This window comes from Shimia sagamensis (assembly GCF_900182745.1).
Classification (GTDB): Bacteria; Pseudomonadota; Alphaproteobacteria; order Rhodobacterales; family Rhodobacteraceae; genus Shimia; species Shimia sagamensis.
Genome location: NZ_FXTY01000005.1, coordinates 230,236 through 253,888 on the forward strand (window position 1 = coordinate 230,236; position 23,653 = coordinate 253,888).

Annotated in this window: 26 protein-coding genes; 13 read left to right on the top strand and 13 right to left on the bottom strand. The window is 58.7% G+C overall.

Annotated elements, in window-relative coordinates:
• Positions 1-2 precede the first annotated feature (2 nt).
• The 4 genes from QOL67_RS14270 to QOL67_RS14285 form a co-directional block, all read right to left on the bottom strand.
• On the bottom strand, positions 3-1,238 hold the full coding sequence (locus QOL67_RS14270; RefSeq protein ID WP_283426644.1) for an efflux RND transporter periplasmic adaptor subunit: 1,236 nt from the start codon (positions 1,236-1,238) through the stop codon (positions 3-5).
• A 4-nt stretch (positions 1,239-1,242) separates the two neighbouring features.
• Positions 1,243-3,648, bottom strand: coding sequence for an ABC transporter permease (locus tag QOL67_RS14275; RefSeq protein ID WP_283426645.1), 2,406 nt, complete (start codon positions 3,646-3,648; stop codon positions 1,243-1,245).
• Positions 3,611-4,336, bottom strand: coding sequence for an ABC transporter ATP-binding protein (locus tag QOL67_RS14280; protein ID WP_283426646.1), 726 nt, complete (start codon positions 4,334-4,336; stop codon positions 3,611-3,613). Before QOL67_RS14280 ends, QOL67_RS14275 begins: the two co-directional genes overlap by 38 nt.
• A 142-nt stretch (positions 4,337-4,478) precedes the next feature.
• Entirely contained in the window at positions 4,479-4,724 is a 246-nt protein-coding gene (locus QOL67_RS14285; RefSeq protein ID WP_164645417.1) for an accessory factor UbiK family protein, read from the bottom strand.
• 122 nt (positions 4,725-4,846) lie between these two features.
• Between QOL67_RS14285 and lgt the strand changes: the two genes are divergently transcribed.
• The 6 genes from lgt to QOL67_RS14315 all read left to right on the top strand — a co-directional run bounded on the left by lgt (position 4,847) and on the right by QOL67_RS14315 (position 9,600).
• Entirely contained in the window at positions 4,847-5,719 is an 873-nt protein-coding gene (lgt, locus tag QOL67_RS14290; RefSeq protein WP_283426855.1) for a prolipoprotein diacylglyceryl transferase, read from the top strand.
• Complete coding sequence (locus QOL67_RS14295; RefSeq protein ID WP_283426647.1) at positions 5,716-6,783, top strand: class I SAM-dependent methyltransferase; 1,068 nt, start codon at positions 5,716-5,718, stop codon at positions 6,781-6,783. The genes lgt and QOL67_RS14295 overlap by 4 nt, the downstream gene beginning before the upstream one ends.
• Entirely contained in the window at positions 6,773-7,531 is a 759-nt protein-coding gene (gene pgeF, locus QOL67_RS14300; protein WP_283426648.1) for a peptidoglycan editing factor PgeF, read from the top strand. Before QOL67_RS14295 ends, pgeF begins: the two co-directional genes overlap by 11 nt.
• Before the next feature lie 153 nt (positions 7,532-7,684).
• A complete protein-coding gene (locus QOL67_RS14305; protein WP_283426649.1) occupies positions 7,685-7,825 on the top strand; it encodes a hypothetical protein in 141 nt (46 codons plus the stop codon).
• A 220-nt stretch (positions 7,826-8,045) separates the two neighbouring features.
• A complete protein-coding gene (gene purE / locus QOL67_RS14310) occupies positions 8,046-8,537 on the top strand; it encodes a 5-(carboxyamino)imidazole ribonucleotide mutase (protein ID WP_283426650.1) in 492 nt (163 codons plus the stop codon).
• Positions 8,530-9,600: a 5-(carboxyamino)imidazole ribonucleotide synthase gene (locus QOL67_RS14315; protein ID WP_283426651.1), complete on the top strand. Its 1,071-nt coding sequence runs from the start codon at positions 8,530-8,532 to the stop codon at positions 9,598-9,600. The genes purE and QOL67_RS14315 overlap by 8 nt, the downstream gene beginning before the upstream one ends.
• Here QOL67_RS14315 and QOL67_RS14320 read toward each other — a convergent pair.
• Both QOL67_RS14320 and QOL67_RS14325 read right to left on the bottom strand, forming a co-directional pair.
• Complete coding sequence (locus tag QOL67_RS14320; protein ID WP_283426652.1) at positions 9,597-10,067, bottom strand: GNAT family N-acetyltransferase; 471 nt, start codon at positions 10,065-10,067, stop codon at positions 9,597-9,599. The two genes, QOL67_RS14315 and QOL67_RS14320, sit on opposite strands and share 4 nt — an antisense overlap.
• 133 nt (positions 10,068-10,200) lie before the next feature.
• A complete protein-coding gene (locus tag QOL67_RS14325; protein ID WP_283426653.1) occupies positions 10,201-11,085 on the bottom strand; it encodes an esterase/lipase family protein in 885 nt (294 codons plus the stop codon).
• A 61-nt stretch (positions 11,086-11,146) separates the two neighbouring features.
• Between QOL67_RS14325 and QOL67_RS14330 the strand changes: the two genes are divergently transcribed.
• Positions 11,147-11,614, top strand: a complete 468-nt coding sequence (locus QOL67_RS14330; RefSeq protein WP_283426654.1) for an NUDIX domain-containing protein — start codon at positions 11,147-11,149, stop codon at positions 11,612-11,614.
• A 2-nt stretch (positions 11,615-11,616) separates the two neighbouring features.
• Here QOL67_RS14330 and QOL67_RS14335 read toward each other — a convergent pair whose 3' ends face one another.
• From QOL67_RS14335 to QOL67_RS14355, 5 genes are all read right to left on the bottom strand, one after another.
• The gene (locus QOL67_RS14335; RefSeq protein ID WP_283426655.1) at positions 11,617-12,450 is read right to left on the bottom strand and encodes a DMT family transporter; all 834 of its coding nucleotides are present in this window, start codon (positions 12,448-12,450) and stop codon (positions 11,617-11,619) included.
• A gap of 185 nt (positions 12,451-12,635) precedes the next feature.
• Positions 12,636-13,199, bottom strand: coding sequence for a chalcone isomerase family protein (locus QOL67_RS14340; protein ID WP_283426656.1), 564 nt, complete (start codon positions 13,197-13,199; stop codon positions 12,636-12,638).
• 114 nt (positions 13,200-13,313) lie between these two features.
• Complete coding sequence (gene rsgA / locus QOL67_RS14345; protein WP_283426657.1) at positions 13,314-14,405, bottom strand: ribosome small subunit-dependent GTPase A; 1,092 nt, start codon at positions 14,403-14,405, stop codon at positions 13,314-13,316.
• 239 nt (positions 14,406-14,644) lie between these two features.
• Positions 14,645-15,529, bottom strand: a complete 885-nt coding sequence (locus QOL67_RS14350; protein WP_283426658.1) for an alpha/beta fold hydrolase — start codon at positions 15,527-15,529, stop codon at positions 14,645-14,647.
• Positions 15,530-15,596: 67 nt separating this feature from the next.
• Positions 15,597-16,343, bottom strand: a complete 747-nt coding sequence (locus tag QOL67_RS14355) for a hypothetical protein (protein ID WP_283426659.1) — start codon at positions 16,341-16,343, stop codon at positions 15,597-15,599.
• Positions 16,344-16,563: 220 nt separating this feature from the next.
• On the opposite strand from QOL67_RS14355, the gene QOL67_RS14360 reads away from it, so the two are divergent.
• The 6 genes from QOL67_RS14360 to QOL67_RS22025 all read left to right on the top strand — a co-directional run bounded on the left by QOL67_RS14360 (position 16,564) and on the right by QOL67_RS22025 (position 22,004).
• On the top strand, positions 16,564-17,487 hold the full coding sequence (locus tag QOL67_RS14360) for a homocysteine S-methyltransferase family protein (RefSeq protein ID WP_283426660.1): 924 nt from the start codon (positions 16,564-16,566) through the stop codon (positions 17,485-17,487).
• A 146-nt stretch (positions 17,488-17,633) separates the two neighbouring features.
• Entirely contained in the window at positions 17,634-18,917 is a 1,284-nt protein-coding gene (locus QOL67_RS14365) for a tetratricopeptide repeat protein (RefSeq protein ID WP_283426661.1), read from the top strand.
• Between the two features lie 178 nt (positions 18,918-19,095).
• The gene (locus QOL67_RS14370; RefSeq protein WP_283426662.1) at positions 19,096-19,326 is read left to right on the top strand and encodes a hypothetical protein; all 231 of its coding nucleotides are present in this window, start codon (positions 19,096-19,098) and stop codon (positions 19,324-19,326) included.
• A gap of 173 nt (positions 19,327-19,499) precedes the next feature.
• Positions 19,500-19,787: a co-chaperone GroES gene (locus QOL67_RS14375; RefSeq protein WP_283426663.1), complete on the top strand. Its 288-nt coding sequence runs from the start codon at positions 19,500-19,502 to the stop codon at positions 19,785-19,787.
• Positions 19,788-19,822: 35 nt separating this feature from the next.
• Positions 19,823-21,475 carry a chaperonin GroEL gene (gene groL, locus QOL67_RS14380; RefSeq protein ID WP_283426856.1) on the top strand — a complete coding sequence of 551 codons (1,653 nt, stop codon included), beginning with the start codon at positions 19,823-19,825 and terminating at the stop codon, positions 21,473-21,475.
• 217 nt (positions 21,476-21,692) lie between these two features.
• Positions 21,693-22,004, top strand: a complete 312-nt coding sequence (locus QOL67_RS22025; RefSeq protein WP_346770611.1) for a phage tail protein — start codon at positions 21,693-21,695, stop codon at positions 22,002-22,004.
• A 37-nt stretch (positions 22,005-22,041) separates the two neighbouring features.
• Here QOL67_RS22025 and QOL67_RS14390 read toward each other — a convergent pair whose 3' ends face one another.
• Together QOL67_RS14390 and QOL67_RS14395 are read right to left on the bottom strand one after the other, a co-directional pair.
• Positions 22,042-22,794: an NAD(P)H-dependent oxidoreductase gene (locus tag QOL67_RS14390; protein WP_283426664.1), complete on the bottom strand. Its 753-nt coding sequence runs from the start codon at positions 22,792-22,794 to the stop codon at positions 22,042-22,044.
• Positions 22,795-22,946: 152 nt separating this feature from the next.
• Positions 22,947-23,630 (bottom strand): DUF2161 domain-containing phosphodiesterase, encoded by a 684-nt coding sequence (locus QOL67_RS14395; RefSeq protein WP_283426665.1) that lies wholly within the window; start codon positions 23,628-23,630, stop codon positions 22,947-22,949.
• Between the last annotated feature and the right edge of the window lie 23 nt (positions 23,631-23,653).

The window sequence follows — 23,653 nt, forward strand, 5'->3', positions numbered from 1 at the left end:
ACTTATTGCGCCACGCGCGGCGCAACCTTGGTGCCATCGATTAACCCAGCTGAAGGATACAGAACCACTTCCGTGCCAACCTCCAAACCTTGCAAAACCTCGGCCTCAATCCCATTGTTGCGCCCCGGCGTCACGGATTTCAGCACCGCCACTCCACTGTCATCGGCAACAAATACTGCCCAGCCACCATTCTGACGGAACAAAGCGCTCGATGGCACAATCAACGCGTCTTCGGCCTCCCAGACCACAATCCGCGTCTCCACCCGGAACCCGTGGCCCAGTGTTGCCCGCGCTTCTGGATCATCGGTGAACTGGATCACCGCGTTCACCCGCTGCTCTTCCACGCCCAGCGCCGAATATTTGGTAAAGCCCCACGGATCGATCCGCTCCACTTCCCCCTCCAAATCACCTGCGCCGCCCCAGTTGGTGATCAGCACCCGGTCGCCCACATCCACGCGCACCGCGTCAGTGGACAACAACTCCACAACCACCTCCAGGTCACTTTGCGTGTCACCCACTTCCAAAATCGGCGCCCCAGCACCCAAGGTGGTCTCGCTCTTCTGAATGACCCGCAGCACCCGGCCGGAAATTGGACTTGGCAAATCAATTGGCGTCGCATCCGCGCCTGTCGCCGCATCATACAGCCCTTGATCGTCAAAGCTGATCAACCGCGCCCGCGCATTTTTCAAATCCGCCACCCGCATGGAAATTGCCGCCCGCGCCGTATCGACAATAGCATTCATACTGCGGGCTGTGCCTTCCAGACGATCCAATGCCGCCTGAGAAATGGTGTCCTGCGCAAACAGTTTGCGCCCGCGCTGCACATCATCATCCGCCAGATCGCGATCCGCCATGGCTTTGTTGAGGTCCGCCTCCGCCACACGCAACGCCGCCTGCGACGCCGCAATCGCCGCGTTGGCCTGCTCCCGTGTGCGGATATCCAGCGCTGCCGGATTAGTTGGCAACATGCGCGCCACTACGGTTTTGCCTTTCTCAACAAAATCCCCCGGCTCCAGCGTCACCCGCATCAACCGGCCCGCAATGGGCGTGCTCACCACATAAGGATCACGCACCTGTGTGCGCGCTTCCTCATCCACGGTGATCATCATCGCCCCGCGTTTCACCTCTCCCATATCCACCAGCATCGGCTGCGGCCAAAACGCCGCTGCCAGCCCTGCGCCCACAACAGCTGCCGCCACAAGTGTCAGCCCTTTGCGCGATTGTCGCCGCTTTGCCATGCCCTCACTCCCTCGTCTTCAGCGTAGCCACAAGGTCCACCCTGCCAATTTCTCGTTTCACCAGCCAGCCACTGATCACAGCCGCCAACACCACCGCCGCACCGGCCACGCCATAGGCATCCGCCTTAAATTCGGTGGGGATTTGATAGAGGTCCGTGCTGAACCCTGCCGCCACCAAAAACGACAGCCCATAGCCAATCAGCACGCCCACCGGGATCGCCAAGATCACCACCAGCGCCAGTTCACCCAACAGAATGAAGCTCGCCTCACCCTGACTGAACCCCATCACCCGCAAGCTGGCCAAATCGCGGCTCTGCTCGCCAAAACTGATCCGCGCCGAGTTATACACAATGCCAAAGGTGATGATCCCGGCAATCGCCGCCATCACAAACCGCATCGTGCCCGCGCCCGCATCCATCAGCTTTTTCATCGCTGCACGCGCATCATCCTTGCGTGTCACCCCCGCCACTTTCGGCACATCCTTGAGCGCTGCAAACAAGGCCGGATAAGCCTCTGCGTCCACACGCAAAAATGCGCCAGAAATCCGCCCCGGCTCGTTCATTGCCGTATTGAGCGCCTCAAGCTGCATATAGGCTGGCGCACCCAACAGCGTGTCCGCAATCCGCGCCACATGCAGCTCCAGCACAGGCCGCCGCCCTTCGAGCACCTCCACCGTGATGGTCCCACCCGGCTGCACATTCAAAATATCGGCCAACGCCTTCGCCAACACGATGCCCCGCGTCGGCATTTCAATATCCGCGCCGTCTTTATCCAACGCACGCGACAACTTCGCGCCAGGCACCAACCCCGTGATCCCGCCACGATAGTATTCCGGCCCGTGGCGCAGCACAGCGCTGACCGCGCGTGTTGGCTCCACCTCGATAACCCCCGGCAGATGTGCCAGATCAAACGCCGTCTTTTCCGGCATCTGCTCAAAGAACGTCACCGCCACATCGCTGCGATCCACCACGCCATAGGTCTTATCCAACACGTCGTTAAATCCCGACATGACCGACAACTGTGCCGAAGAAAGCCCCATGCCCGCCGCAATCCCAATCACCGCGCCAAATACCCGCCCCGGATTGCGCATCACCCGCCGCAGCACCATGCGGCTGGGTTGATCAAGCCACCGCTTGAGTGAGTCTGAAATGGCGCCGGAGCGCGAGAAATCCGCAGGCGCCGGTGGCCGCATCGCCACCGCTGGTGTCAGGGCAAACACCCGGCGCAACACAGACGCCCCACCGACGACGGCCGCCAAGACGCTCACCAGGATACCCGCAGCAAAGCTAGATGGCTCCACGCGAAAGACCAAAAACGGGAAGTGGTACAGCGACTGATAAACCCCAGCCAACAATCGCCCGGACCAAACGCCCCCCAGACAGCCCAACAAAGCGCCAGTCAGCGCGATCACAATCACCAGCTTCACATAATGCAGCGCCACCTCCACATCGGTGTAGCCAAAGGCCTTGATCAATCCGATCTGCTCGCGCTCCGCCTGCACCATGCGACTAATCACGATGTAAAGCAGGAACGCCGCGACTCCCATGAAGATTGGCGGCACCGCCTTGGCCGTGGCATTCAATCCCTTGATTTCCTCGCTCAGGAACCGATTGCTCATCTGATCACCCACGCCATAGGCGCCCAGCCCGCCATAGCGCGCCAGAAGTGCATCCACCGCCGTCAGAACCGGCTCCACCTGCGCCCCGCGCTCAAGTGACAGCAACGCTTCATTAAACGCGCCTTTCAGGTCAAACGCCGCCTCAAGCGCCTCTTCGTTCATCCACAGAACGGCAAAACGGTTGTCATCTGGCACAAACTCCCCCGCAGGCACGTTGAACAAAAACTCCGGCGCCTGCGCAATTCCAACAACGCGAAAATCGCGCCGGTTGCCATGCATCGTTGCGGCCAATCGGTCGCCCAGCGCCAGATCATGCGCCTTGGCAAAGCTGCGCAGGATCAGCACCTCATCGTTGCGCCCCGCCTGCGGCATCTGCCCTTCGGCCAGATAGACACCGTTCAAACGCGGCTCCCGCCATTCCGGCAGCGAGACCACCTGCGCCCGCACCGGCAGGTCCTGCCCTGCCATGTCCACCAGAGCGCCACCCTGAATGCGGCCTTCCACAGCATCCACGCCGGGGATTTCCGCCAGCCGGTCCAGCATCTTCTTGGGGGCGCGCGTCACCGGTGCAAATACGTCCGCCAGCCGATAGCGCTCATAATAGGTGGTCCGCGTTTCCTCGAGCGAGGAAATCATGCCAGACATCATCACCAACAACAGCACGCCCACTGCGACAACCAAAGCAATCGCCCCGGCCTGTCCCTTGATGCGCCACAAATCGCGCAGGAGTTTCTGATCCAGCGCCCGCATCACATCACCAATGAATCTCATCAGGGCTAAGGCGCGTGTCATTTTCCACCACCTCTCGGATCGCCCCATCTGCAAAATGGATCACCCGATGCGCCATCTGCGCTGTCGCCGCGGCGTGGGTCACTATCATCACTGTGGCGCCCAAATCCCGGTTGATGTCATTGATCACATGCAGCACCTGCCGCCCTGTTTTACTATCCAGCGCCCCGGTGGGTTCATCACAAAACAGCACCGTCGGGTTTTTCGCAATTGCCCGTGCAATCGCCACACGCTGCTGCTCTCCGCCCGACATTTGCGCCGGAAAGTGATCCATACGTTCGCCCAGCCCAACCAGCCGCAACGCCTCTTCCACCTCCATCGGATCATCGGCAATCTCGGTGACCAGCTCAACATTCTCCCGCGCGGTCAGGCTTGGCATCAGATTGTAGAATTGAAACACAAACCCCACGTGGTCTCGCCGATAGAGCGTCAGCGCGCGGTCGTTCATCTCGCTCAGGTTCTGATCCTGAAAAAACGCGGCGCCATCTGTCGCCCGATCTAACCCACCGATGATATTGAGAAGCGTTGATTTCCCAGACCCCGACGGGCCCAGCAGAACCACCATTTCCCCTTTGGGAATGGTCAGGTCTACCCCACGCAAGGCATGCACAGCAGCCGCCCCCTCGCCGTAGACTTTGGTCAACCCCCGCGTGCGGAATGTCGGAAGTTGGGATGTGTCATCCTTGGCCATGGCCCTCTCCTTGCGCGCAGCCTAGCGGCACAACCAAGGGGTGTCCATGTGGTGAAATCACCGTTTTGAGGAGGTGAGCCAGGCACAAAAAAAGGCCAGCGTTTTGCGCCAGCCTCCTTCAAATCAGCACTGTCAGGGCCAATCAGCCCGCTTTGCCTTCCAGCGCCTCAATCCGCGCTTTCAGGGCTTCGTTCTCTTCGCGGGCTTTCTGCGCCATGCCCCGCACCGCATCAAACTCTTCGCGGGTGACAAAATCCCGATCCGCCAGCCAACGATCCAGCATCGACTTCATCGCGTTGTCGGCCTCATCTTTGGCGCCCTGAGCCACACCCATGGCGTTGGTCATCAACTGAGACATGTCGTCCATGAACTTGTTCCGGGTTTGCATCGCTCTCTCCGCATTGTGATCCTGACTGCCTATATGGGCACCATCCCGCTCAGACACAAGGTTGACTTTGTCGCAAGGGAAAGGCCACTTGTGGCGCAAACACACGCGCATGGAGCAGTCCCATTCAGTTCCCAAACATCTCGCCGGAAATCTTCACCATCTCCGCCTTTGGCATGGAGTTTGCTCTGCGCTGGTACGCCTTGGCCTACATCGTTGGCATCCTGATCGGCTGGCGCATTGTGGTCGCCACTGTGAACCGCCCCGCGCTTTGGCCTAATGATACCGCCCCCATCACCGCCCGTCAGATCGAAGACCTACTCACCTGGGTCATTCTTGGCGTGATCGCCGGGGGCCGCTTGGGCTATGTGCTGTTTTACAAACCCGCCTTCTACCTCGCCAATCCCGGCGACATCATCCGCATCTGGGACGGCGGCATGTCATTTCACGGCGGCATGTTGGGTGTCATCGTGGCGGGTTGGCTCTATTGCCACAAACACAGCCTGATCAAACTACAAGTTGGCGACGCGATGGCGCTTGGCGTGCCAATCGGCCTGTTCCTGGGCCGCATCGCCAACTTCATCAATGCCGAACTCTGGGGCCGCCCTACCGACCTGCCATGGGGCGTGATCTTCCCCGGCCACGCCGCACAAGACTGCGGCCAGCTTGCCGCCCTCTGCGCCCGCCACCCGTCGCAGCTGTACGAAGCCCTGATGGAAGGTCTGATCCTCGGCGTCGCCCTGCTCTACCTCGCCTATCGTCGTGGCGCTTTGAAAGCCCCCGGCACCATCACCGGCACGTTTTTTGTTGGTTACGGCCTTGCTCGTTTCATTGTCGAGTTCTTCCGCCAGCCAGACGCGCAGTTCATCTCCGAAGGCAACCCGCTTGGCCTCGCCCTGCAATTTGGCGGCTATGGCTTCACCATGGGCCAACTGCTATCCCTGCCGATGATCGCCCTTGGCGCGTATCTGATCCTACGTGCCAAGCGCCACCCATGACCGACCTCGCCCAACACCTACTGGCGCGTATCGAAGCCCACGGCCCCATGACCGTGGCCGACTTCATGGGCGAAGCGCTGCTGCATCCCACGCTGGGTTACTACACCACACGCGATCCGCTAGGTGCCGAGGGCGATTTCACCACCGCGCCAGAAATCAGCCAGATGTTTGGCGAACTTGTCGGCCTCGCGCTGGCGCAAAGCTGGCTCGACCAAGGCGCCCCCGCGCCTTTCACACTGGCCGAACTTGGCCCCGGTCGCGGCACACTTATGGCTGACATCCTACGTGCCACCCGCGCCGTGCCCAACTTTCACGCAGCGGCACAGATCCACCTTGTCGAAGTCTCGCCCACCCTGCGCGCCAAACAACGCGAGACCATCGCGGTTGACCTAACGCACCACGATACAGTGGACACCTTGCCACTGCAGCCGCTCTTTCTAGTGGCCAACGAATTCTTCGACGCACTGCCCATCCGTCAATTCCAACGCGGCCCGACCGGCTGGCACGAACGCCTGATTGCCATGCGCGATGGCGCCCTGACTTTTGCATTTGGTCCCGAACTGCCGCAGCCACAGCTCGAACACCGCCTCGCGGACACAACGCAGGACATGATTGTCGAAACCTGCGCCCCGGCCTTTTCCGTTGCCAACGAAATCGGCACCCGCATCCGCGATCATGGCGGCGCTGCGCTGCTCATCGATTACGGCGACTGGCGCTCAAGGGGCGACACCCTGCAGGCCCTGCAAAACCACGAATACGCAAACCCGCTCGCCGCCCCCGGCGACGCGGACATCACCGCCCATGTTGACTTTGAGGCCCTTGCCCAAGCCGCCCCCTGCGCCCACAGTAAACTGACCCCGCAAGGCGTGTTTCTGGAGCAGCTCGGCATCACGCCCCGCGCGCAATCCTTGGCCACCAAACTCGCAGGCCCCGCCCTGCAATCGCACATCGCCGCCCATCGCCGCTTGACGCACCCCGAGGAAATGGGAAACCTGTTCAAAGTGCTCGCGCTCTTTCCGGAAAACGGCACCCCTCCACCAGGATGCACCACACATGACGCTTGAGATTCTGACCTCGGACTTGCTTGCCCCCGTGCGCCACGGGTTCTTCACCCGTCGAGGTGGCGCGTCTTCTGGTGTTTTTGCCGGTCTCAACTGTGGTGTTGGCAGCTCTGACCAGACTGAGATTGTCACCATCAACCGCCAGCGCGTAGCCAGCGCTATGGATGTCGACCTGTCGCACCTTGCTGGCGTGCATCAAATCCACTCTGCTGACGTGGCCACGATTTCGGCGCCCATCGACGGCACGCGCCCCCGCGCTGACGCCCTTGTCACCGCCACCCCCGGCCTTGCCCTGTCGATTCTCACCGCAGATTGCCAGCCAGTGTTGTTTTGCGACGCCGAGGCCGGTGTGATTGGCGCGGCGCACGCCGGATGGCGCGGCGCTCTGGACGGCGTACTTGAGGCCACAGTGGACGCGATGGAAGCCCTCGGCGCGCATCGCGCCAATATCAGCGCGGTGATTGGCCCCTGCATCAGCCAGCCAGCCTACGAAGTGGGTCCAGAATTTCTCGACGCCTTCCTCGCAGAAGATATCTCCAACAACCGATTCTTCGCGGATGACGGCGGCGACCGCAAGTTTTTCGACCTGCCAGGCTACGGATTGCATCGTTTACGCTCTGCAAACATCGGAAACGCAGCGTGGACGCGCCATTGCACCTATTCGGATCCGGATAAATTCTACTCATACCGCCGCACAACCCATGCCAAAGAAGCTGACTACGGTCGCCTGATCGCATCTATCAGACTGTAAACAAATAACTTTCCCGGATAACTCAAATTTGACGCGCTATTTTCCTCAAATCTGACCAATCCTGCCGCATCTCCGCCCCATTTCGACACGAAACTGATCTCAAGTTGGAAACAATGGTCCACAAGAGACCAAGACATGCCAAGGAGAGCAGACATGAAAACCCAGAGCCGCTTCGTAAAATCCGTTGTTGCAGCATCCAAAAAAGACGCGCCACAAATGCCTTGGGCCCGTGGCACACGCCGCGCCGCTTTCATCGCAAAGCGCAAAGGCGCCCCGCTGAAGCAGGCGGCCTAAAAGCCCCAAAAGCGCCCGCCTTACCTCGCATTTCCGCAAAGCATCTTGCAATTTGGCAGGGTGCTTTTGCGTTTTTTAAGTAGCTAGCATTTGCACTAATACCGCAACCAAAAGCACTTCAGGTAGGTCATTTGGCATTTTTTGCAGATCCAACCCGCCGCATTGCTTAAATCCTTGAACCGTCTATAACGCGATCCAAATTCTCATCTCAGAGGCGCATATGACGGACACACCTCAAGTTGGAATCATCATGGGCAGCCAGTCTGACTGGCCCACGATGAAAGAAGCAGCCACCATCCTTGAAGAGCTGGGCATTTCTTACGAGAAAAAGATTGTCTCCGCCCACCGCACCCCGGACCGCCTCTGGACATACGGCAAGGAAGCCGCAGGTCGTGGTTTGCAGGTGATCATCGCAGGCGCAGGTGGCGCCGCCCACCTGCCGGGTATGATGGCGTCAAAAACCCGCGTGCCTGTGGTCGGTGTGCCGGTACAAACCCGCGCGCTTTCCGGTGTCGACAGCCTTTATTCCATTGTGCAGATGCCCAAGGGTTTCCCTGTTGCCACCATGGCGATCGGTGCCGCCGGTGCCGCCAATGCGGGCCTAATGGCCGCCGGCATTCTGGCGCTGCATGACGCTGACCTGGCCGAACGTCTGGACGCCTGGCGCGACGCCCTCTCCGCCTCCATCCCGGATGAGCCGCAAGATGACTGAAGCGCTTAAACTCGGCGCCACCATTGGCATCCTCGGCGGTGGCCAGCTTGGCCGCATGTTGTCCGTCGCAGCCTCCCGTCTGGGCTACAAAACCCACATCTTTGAGCCCGGTGCCAACCCGCCGGCAGGGGAAGTGGCCAATGCCGTCACCACCGCGTCTTATGAAGACGCTGACGCCCTGCGCGCCTTTGCGGCCTCTGTCGATGTCATCACCTATGAGTTTGAGAACATCCCCACGGCGGCACTGGACATTCTGGAAAGCCAGAAGCCCATCCGGCCAAACCGCGAAGCGCTGCGCATTTCTCAAGACCGCTTGACGGAAAAGGCTTTCCTGCAAGAACTTGGCCTCAAAACCGCACCTTTTGCGGATGTCACCAACGCGGACGACATGGCCAAAGCGGTTGCCGAAATTGGCGCGCCTTCGATCCTGAAAACCCGCCGCTTCGGCTATGACGGCAAAGGCCAGGCCCGCCTGAAAACCACCGCAGACGCCGACGCAGCCCTTGCCGACATGGCTGGCGCTCCAGCGCTGCTGGAAGGCTTTGTCGACTTCTCCCACGAGGTCTCGGTGATTGCCGCCCGCGGCATCGACGGTCAGGTCGCCTGCTTTGACCCCGGCGAAAACGTGCACAAAGATGGCATCCTTGCCACCACCACCGTGCCCGCCCGCCTGTCGGCTGGTCAGCGCATGGACGCAGTGCTGCTCGCCGCCAACATTCTGAACAAACTGGATTATGTCGGAGTCATGGGCGTGGAGCTGTTTGTTACCAAAGACGGCCTCATCGTGAACGAAGTGGCCCCTCGGGTGCACAACTCCGGCCACTGGACCCAAAATGGCTGCGCTGTCGATCAGTTTGAACAGCACATTCGCGCTGTCACCGGCCTGCCTCTGGGCGACGGCCAACGGCACAGCGATGTGGTCATGGAAAACCTGATTGGTGACGACATGGACCAGCTGCCAGCTCTGCTCACCGAGCGCGACACCGCGGTGCACCTCTACGGCAAAGCGGAGACAAAACCGGGCCGCAAAATGGGCCACGTCAACCGCATCAAACGCGACTAACTCTTCGTATCCAGCAAAAACCGGCGGAAGGTCTGCCCGCCATAGCGGACCTCCCCCACCTCCTTGGCGCCCATCCGCGCCAAAGCTTTCACCGACCGCCGCGTCGGGGCCAACAGGAACTGCACCACCTCAATCCGTGCATCCTCCCGCGCAAAGGCCAGTGCCTGCCGCGCGATCGCCTGCCCCTGCCCAAAGGCCTCCGGTGTCAGCACCAGCCCAAAGTCCCAGACATCATCCTCTTTCTCAAAGCCACCCCAGCCGAGAAAGACTTCACCTTGCCAAATCGCCCAATGGCCCAGCCCGTCCTGAGCCCAGCGCTGCGCTTTGCCGCGCAAGAACGCCTCCAGATCAAATCCGCCATCTAACAGTGGCAGATGCTCCGCCACGCGCGGATCTGCCATCTGCGCCGTCAGCAACGCCCGCGGCACCTCCTGCAAATCACCAAACTCAAAATCCCGCACCGACATGTGCATTCGCTTTCTCTAAAAATCCTGGGGAGTCACCGCCCTGCGGTGACGGGGCAAAGCCCCGCACCCACAAACAGCGCAGCGACGTGGCCAGCCCCAAAGCACACCTCAACACCCTGCAAAACGAAATCCGTCAGTCCTTGGTCACACCGCTTTGGTCCGCACTGTTTGGCCCCATGATCTCGCTCCATATGCGATTCCAAAGATCATCTTCTTGCTTGGCTTCCGGGTCGCCATCCACATCGATAAGGCGCTGCAATTCGCGCAAAGTTGCATCCGCATCGCCCCACTCCAGCGCATGGTCAAACTTCCCGTGCTCCAAAAACTCACGCACTTGCACAATCACCATAGGGTTGTTCATCATAAACGTATGGGTGACCGGCAACACAATATGATCCGACATGCCGTCCACCTTGGTGCTTTTCACCGAGACTTTGCCGTCATCCGGCCCGGCAATCAGGCTGCTGTAATAAGGGTTGAGCGACTTGTCCCCGGCAATCACCCCCAGCTCGAAATCCACCGCTGGCAGGTTCGCAGGCAGCCCGTCGGTGCCAAGCTGCATACCGGCCGGGCCGTTGAGCCACACAAACGGCTCCAGATAACTGAACTCGTCGACCAATTCAGAGCCTTGGTTGGGTGGCCCCAACATCACCACACGGCCCAATTCCGGCGGCCGGTGCGCCTCAAGCCACACGCGAGTCAAAATGCCACCCATCGAGTGGGTCACAAAATGCACCTTGGTCCAACCGCATTGCGCCACCGCTTTGGGCAGCGTCATATCCGCGAGGCTTTCGATCTCTTTCTTCGTTGAAGGATACCCAAGGCGCACCACTTTGTAGCCGTAACGCTCCAACGCCAGTTCCATCAGCACAAACGAACTTTCTGAGCGCGCCAACCCATGCAGCAGGATCACACACTCCTGCGGCTCAAAATCCGCCTCTACCGCCGGCTGTTCCGCCAAACTCTGCGTGCTCCACCCAAAGGCCAGCGCCGCCGCTATTTTCAAAAATCGTACCATAGACTTGAGATAGGGCCGAAACGCCCTCTACAAAAGGAAAAACCTTACGGAACCCGAACGCATGGCACCTCTTCGCCCACCAAAGTCGCGCCCGTTGCGCCTCGCCGCCCGCGCCATCATCCTGCATGAAGACCGCTTGCTGCTGGTCAACGCCTATCCTGATCACAAGGGGGATCTGTGGTGCGCCCCCGGCGGCGGCGTGGAAAAGCACAGCAGCCTGGCGGACAATCTGATCCGCGAAGTCTATGAGGAATGTGGCCTCACCATCTCGGTTGACGCGCCCTGCCTGATCAATGAGTTTCACGATGAAGACAGCGACTTTCACCAAGTCGACCTGTTCTTTCGCTGTTCCATCACCGGCGGAACACTGGACGACAGCTGGCAAGACCCAGAGCATGTCGTGTCAAAACGCCACTTTTTCAGCCGTACAGAGTTGGAACAGCTCTCCTTCCGCCCGCTCAGCCTGCCCGACGTCGCATGGGGCAACGGTGTGCACTACGACGCTTTGGAGCCGCTGCTGAAATTCTAACCTCACGCCTTGCGCATCGACACCAACACGCCGCTGATCACCAGCACCGCCGCGCCCACAAAGCGCAGCGTCAGCGGCTCGCTCAACACCACCATACCACCGGCCATGGCAATCACCGGCACGGACAGTTGTGCCACCGCTGCCCGGCTCGCGCCCAAACTCGGCAGGATCGCATACCACAGCGCATAGCCCAGACCAGAGGTCACCACGCCTGACACCACAGCCAGCGCCGCTCCGGCCGCTGACATCTCCATGTCCATACCCAAAGCAGCGCCAAGCGCCAAAGCCACCGGTGCCGCCAACATGAAATTCATTGCCGTGGCCTGCGTCGCATCGACCTCTTTGCGCCCTTGCAGCGAATAGATGCCCCAGCCAAGCCCCGCGCCCGCCATCATGGCCACATGCGGCACCGATATCGCGGGGCCACCGCTTGGCATCAACAGCCAGACCAACCCGCCCAGCGCCAGACCAGCCCCGGTCCAGCGCGTGGTTGGCACCTCTTCCTGCGCCGCCACAGCGCCGCCAAACATGGTGATCTGCACCACGCCAAACAGCACCAACGCGCCCAATCCCGCGTCCAGCCCCCGATAGGCCAACGAAAACCCAAAGATGTAAGCCAGCAACCCCATAACGGCGACGCAACGGCCAATGCCGCCCAGAGCAAAGCCGCGCTTTTGCCAAGCCACCAGGGCTGCCAGCGCCAGGGCCCCGCTGAGCAATCGCAGCACGCCAAAATCCACCGCCTCCATACCGGCACCACTCACAGCAGCCCGGTTGAGAACGGAGTTCGCGGCAAAAGCCGTCATTGTCACAGCGGTCAGAAAAAATAATTTCATGGGGTCTTACGTGACACGTGTGACCCGGCGGAGCAAGCAAGCCGGGTCACACGCTTGCCCCGCCTTCGAAGGACCAAACTCTCAGGCGGGGTCGATTGGCCTGTCAGTGAAATTGCACCCGTTTTCCGGGCACCATGGAAAGGGAACCATAGTGCTGGGGATAAAAGAGGGGCCGGAAACGAGTGCTATTTCTGACGGGCCAATACCTGTTGCGCAAAGCCGCGATCCCGCGCCTTGTCGCTCAACCAGATCGCCATATAGCGATCCCGAATACCATTATGCTGCAATGTGCAGGTGCTCTGACCGTTCACCCAGAACTTCAGCACATTTCCGCCGTTCGGCGATGCCACTATCCTGTCGCCCGGTTGAATATCACGGTAGCAAGCCGTCAGCTTTTGCTGGATTTGCCCATGATCGGATCTCTCACCTTCAATCCGTATCATCTCGTCCATGCTGGCTTTCAGCAAGATTTTGCGTTTGATCTTACGGGCGTATTCGATTTCCAGCGCATAAGCCCCGTTGCGATCAAACCCCTGCCCCTGTGGCGCAAACAACTGCGCCTCATAGACTTTGAAACCCAGCCACCGGAACTGCCCTGCCCCCAACTCCTGCGGTTGGCCCAGCAGGCTTCGCACTTCCGGCGCCGGTGTTGCGGGATTGGCCGAGGCATTTGCCGCCCACCCCAACAACACAGCGCCGCTCAACAGCGCCATCAGAACCCGTTCACGTACTGGCAATCTCATATGCATCCGGCCCGCGCCTCCCGTCGCCTGTCAGGATGAATTATTTAGGATACGCAGCAAAACGGCGCCCGGATCACTCCGCACGCCGCAATCGCCTGATCAATCCACCGTCAAAGCTGCTTAGCGCCGCCCCTTGCGGCCTTTGTGCGCTTTGGTCACGGTCTTGATCATCTTGCCGAAGTTTTTGTCATAAGCCCGCTTTTCCGCCAAAGACGCGGTGTTGTGCCGCTCTTCCGCTTCCAGCTTGCGCCACCGTTCAAAGCGATCCGCGCCCAGTGTGCCGGCCTCAATTGCCGCCCGCACGGCACAGCCTGGCTCGCTTTCATGCGCGCAATCACGGAACTTGCACTGCGTCTCCAGCTCCACAACATCCGCAAACAAATCCGCCAAACCGCTGCCCGCTTCCGCCAGCTGCAACTCCCGCATGCCCGGCGTGTCCAGGATGCCCAAGCCGTTTTCCGTGAAATGCAACTGTCGGCTGGTGGTGGTGTGCCTCCCACGACTGTCATCTTCGCGGATCGCCCCGGTTTCAGCCTGCTCTGTGCCAAACAGCGCGTTCACCAAGGTGGATTTGCCCACACCTGACGTGCCGAGAAAGGCAATCGTCTGCCCCGGCGTGCACCAAACCGCGAGCTTCGCCGCTGGCTCCTCGCTTTTGGCATTCAAAAGCACCACCGGCACCCGGTCCGAAATCGACTGTGCATCCGTCACATAAGCCGCTGTGTCCTCACACAGATCCGCCTTGGTCAGCAAAATCACCGGCGTCACTTCCGCCTCAAATGCCAACGCCAGATACCGTTCAAGCCGCGCCACGTTAAAATCGTCATTACAGCTGGTCACGACAAACGCCGTGTCCACATTGGCCGCAATCATCTGAAGGCTGCGGTCATGTCCCGCCGCCCGCCGCTTGAACAGACTCTTGCGCTCCAACACAGCGCTGCGCATCGGCAACTCCGCATCATAGAGCAACCAGTCCCCCACCGTGGCGTCCGGCCCCGGTGGCACCAAGGCGTCAATACCGTCGCCCCGCACACGCAATCCGTTGCGGTGTACTTCCACCACCCGAACCGGCGGCGTGGCGTCCAAGATATCCAGATCCGTTTGCTGGGCAAAAAACGATTGCCAGCCAAGGATATCCAGTGGAGCGCGTTTGGGTGTTTTGGCTTCGGATGTGCCAGATGTTGGCAAAAATTGGGAATAGTCCCGTGTCATTGTTGAGGTACTCTCATGGATTGGCCACACCTGTTTTGGCTTGGCCATAACGTATCAGAAAAAAGGAGAGGCACAAACCAACCGCCCAGCGCAATTGCGCAGGTTTCGCTGTTTTGACTGTGCATCGGGTGGGCGCTCTGCCACCCGCCAAAATCAGGCATCCAGTTTCTGGGCCATAAAACCTCCATCAAAGTTGGCATAGATATAGGGCTGCACCGCAGCGCCAGCAACCCACGCCCCTACCCCGCGCGACGGGTGATGAAATCCTGCATCATCTCCACCAACATTGACGCCTGTTTCGGCGTGATCACATGCCCCATGCCTTCAATCAGATGGTGGTCACAATTTGGGATCAACCCGGCAATCTCCGCGCCAGCCTCCGGTGGGATCAGCGTGTCTTGTTCCCCATGAATAACCTGACACGGCAGTGCCACTTTGGTCAGATCCTGCCGCCGATCTGTGGAGGCAATCACCGCCAGCACCTGCCTATTGATGCCTTCCGGATCAAACGCCCGATCATAAGCCTGCGCCGCCTGCATCGCGATTTCATCCTGGGTCATTGGATAAGCTGGACTACCCCAATTGATATATTCCGCAATGCAATTTTTAATGTGAGTTTCACGGTCGACATCCCGCGCCAACAAGGTTGCCAACCACTCCGCATTGCCGCCCCGCTCTGCAAAGGTCCGTGCAGTGGCCATCACAATGGTTGCGCTCAACAGGCGGTCGGCATGATCGATGCACAAAAGCTGCGTGATCGCCCCCCCCATCGACATGCCAAACACATGCGCTTTCGGCAGTCCCAGCGCGTCCATCACGCCCACGACGTCTTTCGCCATATCGTTCAGCGTATAGGCCGCAGGCACAGGCGCCCCAGCCAACGCCGCCGCCGTGATCTCCTCCGCCCCGCTCGCCACACCGTCTTTGGGACAGCGCTGCGACAAGCCCACATCCCGGTTGTCAAACAGCACCACGCGATAGCCTTGCGCCGCCAGCCCTTCGTAAAGCTCCGCGGGCCAATGGATCAGCTGCGAGCCCAACCCGCGAATGAACACCATCGGTACACCGTCCTGCGGACCAAAGGTCTCTACCTCAATCTGAATGCCATTTGCGGTGATCTGCATGTCGTGCCTCCTGCTCTCCCCCAAACCAAAGGCCAGGTGATTTGTAATTCACGTTGCGCACCGGACGTCATTTGCCGCGCGTGAACAAGTCCCCGGTTTTTGTACAATCTTCCCAGATAGGGTCCAAGCCCTGTAAGACCTGCATGTGAGAGGCCACATCTCGCAGTCCCAATGCGAGGGCAGGCTGCGATTGCTCGATCCTCGGAAGCACCCTCTGCAACATCCGTTTGTCATCGCTGTCAAAAGGCTCCAAATCCTCTCCGATCTCAACGGTCGACAGGCCATTCGCCACCATACGGAGCGCCTCCGCCAGGGTGGCAGCATGAGCACAGACACATGGCCCTGCCAGTAAATGAGCAGCGCTGCTTTCAGATAATGTCTGTGGCAGCGCGGCAAGACATGCGTCCGCAATTTCGATTTTGTGCCCCAAAAACCAGTCGCGCGGTCCAGACAGCACATTCATATCATCCCACGTCAGTAAGATGTCTTGCGCCAACCATTTATGCGCATGTGCCGTGACGTCCAAATCCAACCCATTCAACGCGTCACCATCCGGGGCAGTTGCGCAAAACAACACCTGCGAGAAAAAGTCTAAATTGGCGGCATCTTTGGGAGCAATTTCCCAAAGCCATGGCAGCGCCGCATAGGTCACGGGATAGAGCGTTTCTTGATGATGGAGACGCTCCCAATACAGGTCATCGGCCACAGCTTGTTGCCAATCACACGACAAACTTTCGAGAGTAGACGCCACAGGTTGCACCCCATAAGGCCCATACAGCCGGGTCCAAATTGGACCATCCAAAGATAGTTTCAACGCCAAACCTCCAACAACCAACAAAGGGGCATACTTGTGTTCTAATCTGCCCTCGCCAAGGGCTACACGCAATCTCGTAGGATCACTTAACTTCTTAAACCTGTGGTCGACCTATTCTTTTAATAGCGCAGCGCCCCCAACACCATTCGACCAACCAATAGTCTATAGGATGGCTACCCCAAAACATGGTAAGTAGAATTATCGCCAACAAGGATCACTCATGCCCCGCCCCCTGCCGCATCAAGGTCCCAAAACCTTCCTGACCTATACCGGCATGGAAACCGATCTCATCTTCACCCAGGGCATCGACCTGCCAGGCTTTGCCAGCTTCCCCCTACTGCAAACGCCAGAGGGCCGCGCGCATCTCACCCGCTATGCCACCGACCTCGCCGCCATCGCATCTCGCGCAAACCTCGGCGTAATCCTGGAAAGCGCCACCTGGGTGGCCAGCGCCGACCGCGCCGCGCCTTTGGGCTATGACGCCCGCGCCGTCGCAGCCGCCAACCTCGACGCCATTGCCCTTCTGTCAGAGCTCCGCCCCACGCTTGGCGACCTCCCCACCTTGATCAGCGCCAACATTGGCCCGCGCCATGACGCCTATGCGCCCGAAACCCAGATGACAGCCGACGAGGCCGCCGCCTACCACATCCGCCAAATCGCCACGCTTGCCGCAACTGACGCGGACCTGATCACCGCCTACACCATGGCGGACCCAACTGAAGCCATTGGCATTTTGCAGGCCTGCCGCGACTATTACATGCCCTGCGTGATTGCCTTCACCGTGGAAACCAACGGCCTGCTGCCAACCGGCGGCACATTGGAGGCCGCAATCTCACAGGTCGATGCCGCCACAAACGGTTACGCCGCATACTACATGATCAACTGTGCCCACCCGGACCATTTCACGCATGTCCTGACCGACGCCTCGTGGGCCCGCCGCGTCGGCGGTATCGTGGCCAACGCCTCCCGCTGCAGCCATGCGGAATTGGACAACGCCTCAGAGCTGGACGCGGGAAACCCGGCAGAACTTGGCCGACAGTTGGCCAACCTGCGCCAGACCCACCCGCACCTACGTGTTCTCGGCGGTTGCTGCGGCACTGACATGCGCCACCTTGATCACCTCGCACGCTTTTTGGCGTGCTAAGCTTTCTACTGCGCACCAAAAATGCCTTCCTAAAGCTGGCCCGCCTGCTAGTGTGCAGCAACTTCAAGTACGGGGCCACAAATTTCATGAAAGCACTAAATAACGCGGCGCGAGCTTTGGCGCTGTCCATCGTGTGACTTGGCCACGTGACCACACCCGTTGGCGCACAAACCGCCGACGCCACCGAACTGGCCTTTTGGGAGTCTGTGGGCTCATCGGGAAATTTGGAATTGCTTCAGGCCTACTTGGCCGCCTACCCCGAAGGCAGTTTTGTCGCGTTGGCGCAGATCATGATTGCCGACCTCGGCGGCACCGTAAACCCGCCGCCCGTGGAAAAAACCGCTGTCGTTCCCACCACTGAAACGCCATCCCAATCCCCTTCCGCAGACTTGCTGGCGATTGGCGATCGCTGCGAAGAACTGGCCGCCCACCCCAACGATGAAGCCAGCAATTTCCCCGGCTTGACCTCCTCTGGCATCGCGCAACATGTGGATGCGGCCATTGATGCCTGTTTACGCGCCACAGAGATTGGCGACCCGAGATACCATTTTGCACTGGGGCGGGCATATTACGTCAACAAAGATCCGGCCAACAATGAAAAACACTTCCGCATTGCCGCCGACAAAGGCCACGTGCTTGGCACCTATTGGTTGGCCATGGGATATATTTTTGGCGATTTTGGCACCCCTCAAGACTGGCCCAAAGCGGCGAGACTTCTAGAGCGACCAAGCCAACAGGATCACGGCCACTCACTCTTGTTTCTGGGGCAGTACTATGCGTTTCACGCCAAAGAATCCGGCCTGAGATCCAAGGCAATACCCTTGTTTGAGAGAGCTGGCGAGTTGGGCCGTGCTGATGCCTACGGCCATTTGGGCTACATGTATGAAACCGGCATAGGCGTGCATAAGGACCAATTGTTGGCTCAGATTCACTACGAAATGTCCATTGCACTGGGCGGTGCCGACGCCCGGACAGCTAAGTTTTATTACGCCCGGATGTATTTTTCCGAGATCGAGAAAAAATCATCAGGTCTGTCCTACATGTACGTCGGCTCGTTTAGGCGTGAACGCCAGAAAATGCTGGGCTACCTGAAAGACAGCGCTTCGGTTTTCAAAGAAGCCTACGACATACAGGTCACTGAAACCGCGCGTTTTTATCACGATGTCGTAAAGTTTTCGGTAGACCAATTTGAACTGAACCCGGACCAAACTCCTGAGCACTTGAAATTGGAGGTGGAAAACGCCTTCAACCTGCGCTCAGAGCTGCTTTCTGATCTGCGGCGTGCACTGCTTGCCCGAGAAGCCACCCCCCCCCAAATACACGAAGTTCTCCCAACAAAACATGGAGGCAGACCTCAAAACGATCCGCGCCACAACATCCAATATCGACCAAACCCTCCTGGACGCGCGCCACAGAATTGCATCGACTAATTCCTATCTTAAGGATCATGACGCCGGTAAAAAATGTGCCAAAATCACGTCCCAGTACAAGCACAATTACTTTGGCGCCAAAGTGCGAAATTCCTGCGCAATCGATCTCGAGTTTTCATTAGATTTTGTTGTGAACATCGGAAGCGGAAAGCCAAAACTGGAAAATAGGAGATTCACGGTGAACGCCGGCGAAACCTACACGACAAAAGTCGCCACCAAATCTTTGGGTGGCACATCCTCCGAGATGACCGGCAATATGTGTCCCGTCTCGCAGAGAAACGAAGTGAAAGCAGATGGCACGCTAAAATGTGCTTTTTCAAACTCGATTGACTTGGTGAAATCACAAATGTCTGAGGAACTTCAAAAAATCCACTCCGTCTTATTAAAATTTGCCGTCGTATCCCGGTAACAACGGCCCGCGCAGCACAGCGCCATGCCGTTTGCCTCAAAAAATGTCACGCAACGCCGTTGACTCCCCCCGATTGCACCCCTACCTCTTTCGCCGTTAGCACTCGCCTACGGGGAGTGATAACGACTCCGCTGAGGAGTCAGGGAGACACTCTAGTTTAGGGAAACCTAGTCATGGCTTTTACACCACTGCACGACCGCGTACTTGTACGCCGCGTTGAAAGCGACGAAAAAACCGCCGGCGGTCTGATCATTCCAGAAAGCGCCAAAGAAAAACCAGCCGAAGGCGAAGTTGTATCCGTGGGCGCTGGCCTGCGTGACGACAAAGGCGCACGCGTCGAGCTCGACGTCAAAGCAGGCAACACTGTCCTGTTCGGCAAATGGTCCGGCACCGAAGTCACCGTTGACGGTGAAGAGCTGCTGATCATGAAAGAATCCGACATCATGGGCATCATTGCCTGATCGTCTGACCGACATTTACGAATTTAGGAGCCAATATCATGGCAAAAGACGTCAAATTTGACACCGATGCGCGCAACGCAATGCTGCGCGGCGTGAACGTACTGGCAGACGCCGTTAAAGTGACCCTCGGCCCAAAAGGCCGTAACGTTGTTCTGGAGAAATCCTTCGGCGCACCACGCATCACCAAAGATGGTGTTTCTGTCGCCAAAGAGATCGAACTGGAAGACAAGTTCGAGAACATGGGCGCACAGATGGTGAAGGAAGTTGCTTCCCGCACCAACGACGAAGCAGGCGACGGCACAACCACCGCGACTGTTCTGGCTCAAGCCATCGTCAAAGAAGGCCTGAAGCAGGTTGCAGCTGGTCTGAACCCAATGGACCTGAAGCGCGGCATCGATCTGGCGACTTCCAAAGTTGTTGAGAGCATTGTTGCTTCCGCTCGCGAAGTAAAAGACTCCGACGAAGTTGCGCAGGTTGGCACCATCTCCGCCAACGGCGAAGCTGAAATCGGCCAGCAGATCGCAGACGCGATGCAGAAAGTTGGCAACGAGGGTGTTATCACCGTTGAGGAAAACAAAGGTCTGGAAACAGAAACCGATGTTGTTGAGGGCATGCAGTTCGACCGCGGCTACCTCTCCCCATACTTCGTGACCAACGCTGACAAGATGATTGCAGACCTCGAAGACTGCATGGTTCTGCTGCACGAGAAGAAACTCTCTTCCCTGCAGTCCATGGTGCCACTGCTTGAGCAAGTGATCCAGTCTCAGAAGCCTCTCTTGATCATTGCTGAAGATGTTGAAGGCGAAGCCCTGGCAACTCTGGTTGTGAACAAACTGCGCGGCGGCCTGAAAATTGCTGCTGTCAAAGCCCCTGGTTTCGGCGACCGTCGCAAAGCCATGCTGCAGGACATCGCCATTTTGACCGGTGGTCAGGTGATCTCCGAAGATCTCGGCATGAAGCTTGAGTCCGTGACCATGGACATGCTGGGCACAGCCAAGAAAATCGAAATCACCAAAGACGAAACAACCATCGTTGACGGTGCTGGCGAGAAAGCTGAGATCGAAGCACGTGTGGCTCAGATCCGCACGCAGATCGAAGAAACTTCTTCCGACTACGACCGTGAGAAGCTGCAAGAGCGCGTTGCCAAACTGGCAGGCGGTGTTGCTGTGATCCGTGTTGGCGGCATGACCGAAGTTGAAGTGAAAGAGCGCAAAGATCGTGTTGACGATGCTCTGAACGCAACCCGCGCTGCTGTCCAAGAAGGCGTGATCGTTGGTGGTGGCGTTGCTCTGATCCAAGCTGGCAAAGCTCTGGAATCTCTGGAAGGCGCAAACGCTGACCAGAACGCTGGTATCGTGATCGTGCGTAAAGCCATCGAAGCGCCTCTGCGTCAGATCGCTGAAAACGCTGGTGTTGACGGTGCGGTTGTTGCGGGCAAGATCCGTGAATCTTCCGACAACAACTTTGGCTTCAACGCTCAGACCGAAGAATATGGTGACATGTTCGCATTTGGTGTGATCGACCCGGCCAAAGTGGCACGCACAGCTCTGGAAGACGCAGCCTCCATCGCGGGCCTGCTGATCACCACCGAAGCTATGGTTGCTGACAAGCCAGCCAAAGACGGCGGCGCAGCCGGCGGCGGCATGCCTGACATGGGTGGCATGGGCGGCATGGGCGGCATGATGTAATCATACTTCGCTTTGCGAAGTGTGACAGCGTCAGGCGATTGGCCCTCGGGCCAATCTGCCGAAAGCAGCTCACCGAATATTATGAAAGGGTCGCCTTCGGGCGGCCCTTTTTCCTTTGGGAAGCCCTCCTCAAAGGCCATTCCTGAAATAGTTCGCCCAATCACAGGAGCCAGCGCTAAGGTATGATCACTCGCACAACCACACCAAGGGATCACCGATGATCAAACACCTTACTCTCGCTGCCACCGCTGCCGCCGCACTTTTCACAACCGCACCCGCTCAGGCAGGCGATGGCGACTTCATAGGCGAAATTCTGATGTTTGGTGGCACGTTCTGTCCCCGCGGCTACATCAAGGCAGACGGCCAAATACTTCCCATCGCAACGAACCAAGCCCTGTTTAGTCTGTATGGCACGAACTATGGCGGCGATGGGCGCACCACCTTTGGTGTCCCTGATCTGACGAGGTTTGCACCGGATGGCATACTCTATTGCGTGGCCGATCAGGGTATCTATCCATCGCGCAGCTAAATTTGCCCGGAGTGTCCAGATCGGGCACTCCGACGCGCTACCGGATGAACGCCGAAAAACCCTCTACCCCGGCCTTCAACCGCCCGTACTCATCAAAGTCGCTATCCGCGTTAAACCGCATCAACGCGCGCCCCTCCAATCCGGCCACAAGCTCCGCCTGCCCTTCCAACACGCCCGCCAGTCGCGCCTGCAATTCTGCCTCTTCAGAGCCCTCAAAATACCCATGCACACCATGCACCACCTCGGGCTGATACACGTCAAACCCCAGATACCGCAGCGTATAGGCGGACGGCCACAGCAGCAGGTTCACGTCCCCTTCTTTGCCGCCCGGTCCGCACTCCGCCGCGCTCGCCCCGGTGGTCACACAAAACAGCGCCCGCTTTCCGCGGCAACGACCTGTGTCAAACCGCTCCTCCACCGTGTGCAAGTCGCCGTGTATCAACGCACGATCAAACCAGCCTTTCAGAACCGCAGGCGGCGCAAACCACCACAGCGGGAAGTGAAAGATGATCTGATCCGCCTGCCGGATCTTCTCCGCCTCTGCCGCCATATCCATCGGCACAGTACCCGCAGCCACTGCCGCCTCATGGGCTTTCAGTGGATCAAACGGCCCGGCCGCGTCCTGTCCAAAATGGCACGCGCCTTCGATGGCCTCAAATTGATGCGCCGACAGGTCGCTCCACAACACCTCATGTCCCGCCGCCGCGCAGGCTGCTGCCGAGGCCTCCGCCCAGGCACCGGTAAAAGACTGTCGGCTGGGGTGGGCCAAAACGATGAGCGTGGTGGTCATGGGCTGTCCTTCAAAGTCGTCCCAAACCGCCTACACCTGTTGCGCCAATTTGCGCAACACCGTGCGGGGCGCAAACGCTTAAAGGCGTTCTTTCTCCCCGAAATATGCACCTCTGCAAAACAGTCGCGATACAGACGTGATACCGACGTGGATTATGACCGTAAAAACCTCGGTAAATTGCCACCATGCGACAGTGCAGACACCCCGGTCTCGCTCAGCATGTAGACGCCCTTGTCGACCTTCTCAAACCAGCCATAATGATTGTCGCGCATCATCGTCGTGGCTTTCTCAACGCCCGTACCTTGGGCCACGTCGCGCCCACGCGACGCCCCGTTTTCATTGAGAAACACCGCGCATTTTTCGGCGTCCTGCCGATACACCGTGACTTTCTCGCCCCGCATCCCGCCGGTGTTGGGATCACCTTCAAGACGGGAAAAATCCTTCAAAAGCCGCGCCTTACGGACCTTCGACTTACGCGGTTGAAATGGCGCAGGATCGCAATGCACTTCCACAGCGCTGTCTTTGACCCGCACCGAAAGCACCCCAAGCCCCAGCCGCTTGCACAGACCGATGTTGCCGGAAAACGCCTTCCACCCGGTGCGCCCTTTCCAACGCGGCACAGCCACATAAACCGCATCCGTCACCGCCTGACGCGCGACGGCCTGTTGCAACAACACGAGCGAGAAAGAGGTTTTTAATTCAATGATAACAGGCTCTTCGCCATCTTTCATCGCAACAACATCCGCCGCGCCAACTTCGGCCTTCACTTCAAAGCCCCGCGCCTCCAGCCACGTTTTGACCGGCGCATAAAGTTCGGTTTCTGCTATCTTGCCCATGCCCTTTGGTAACGCCAAACACC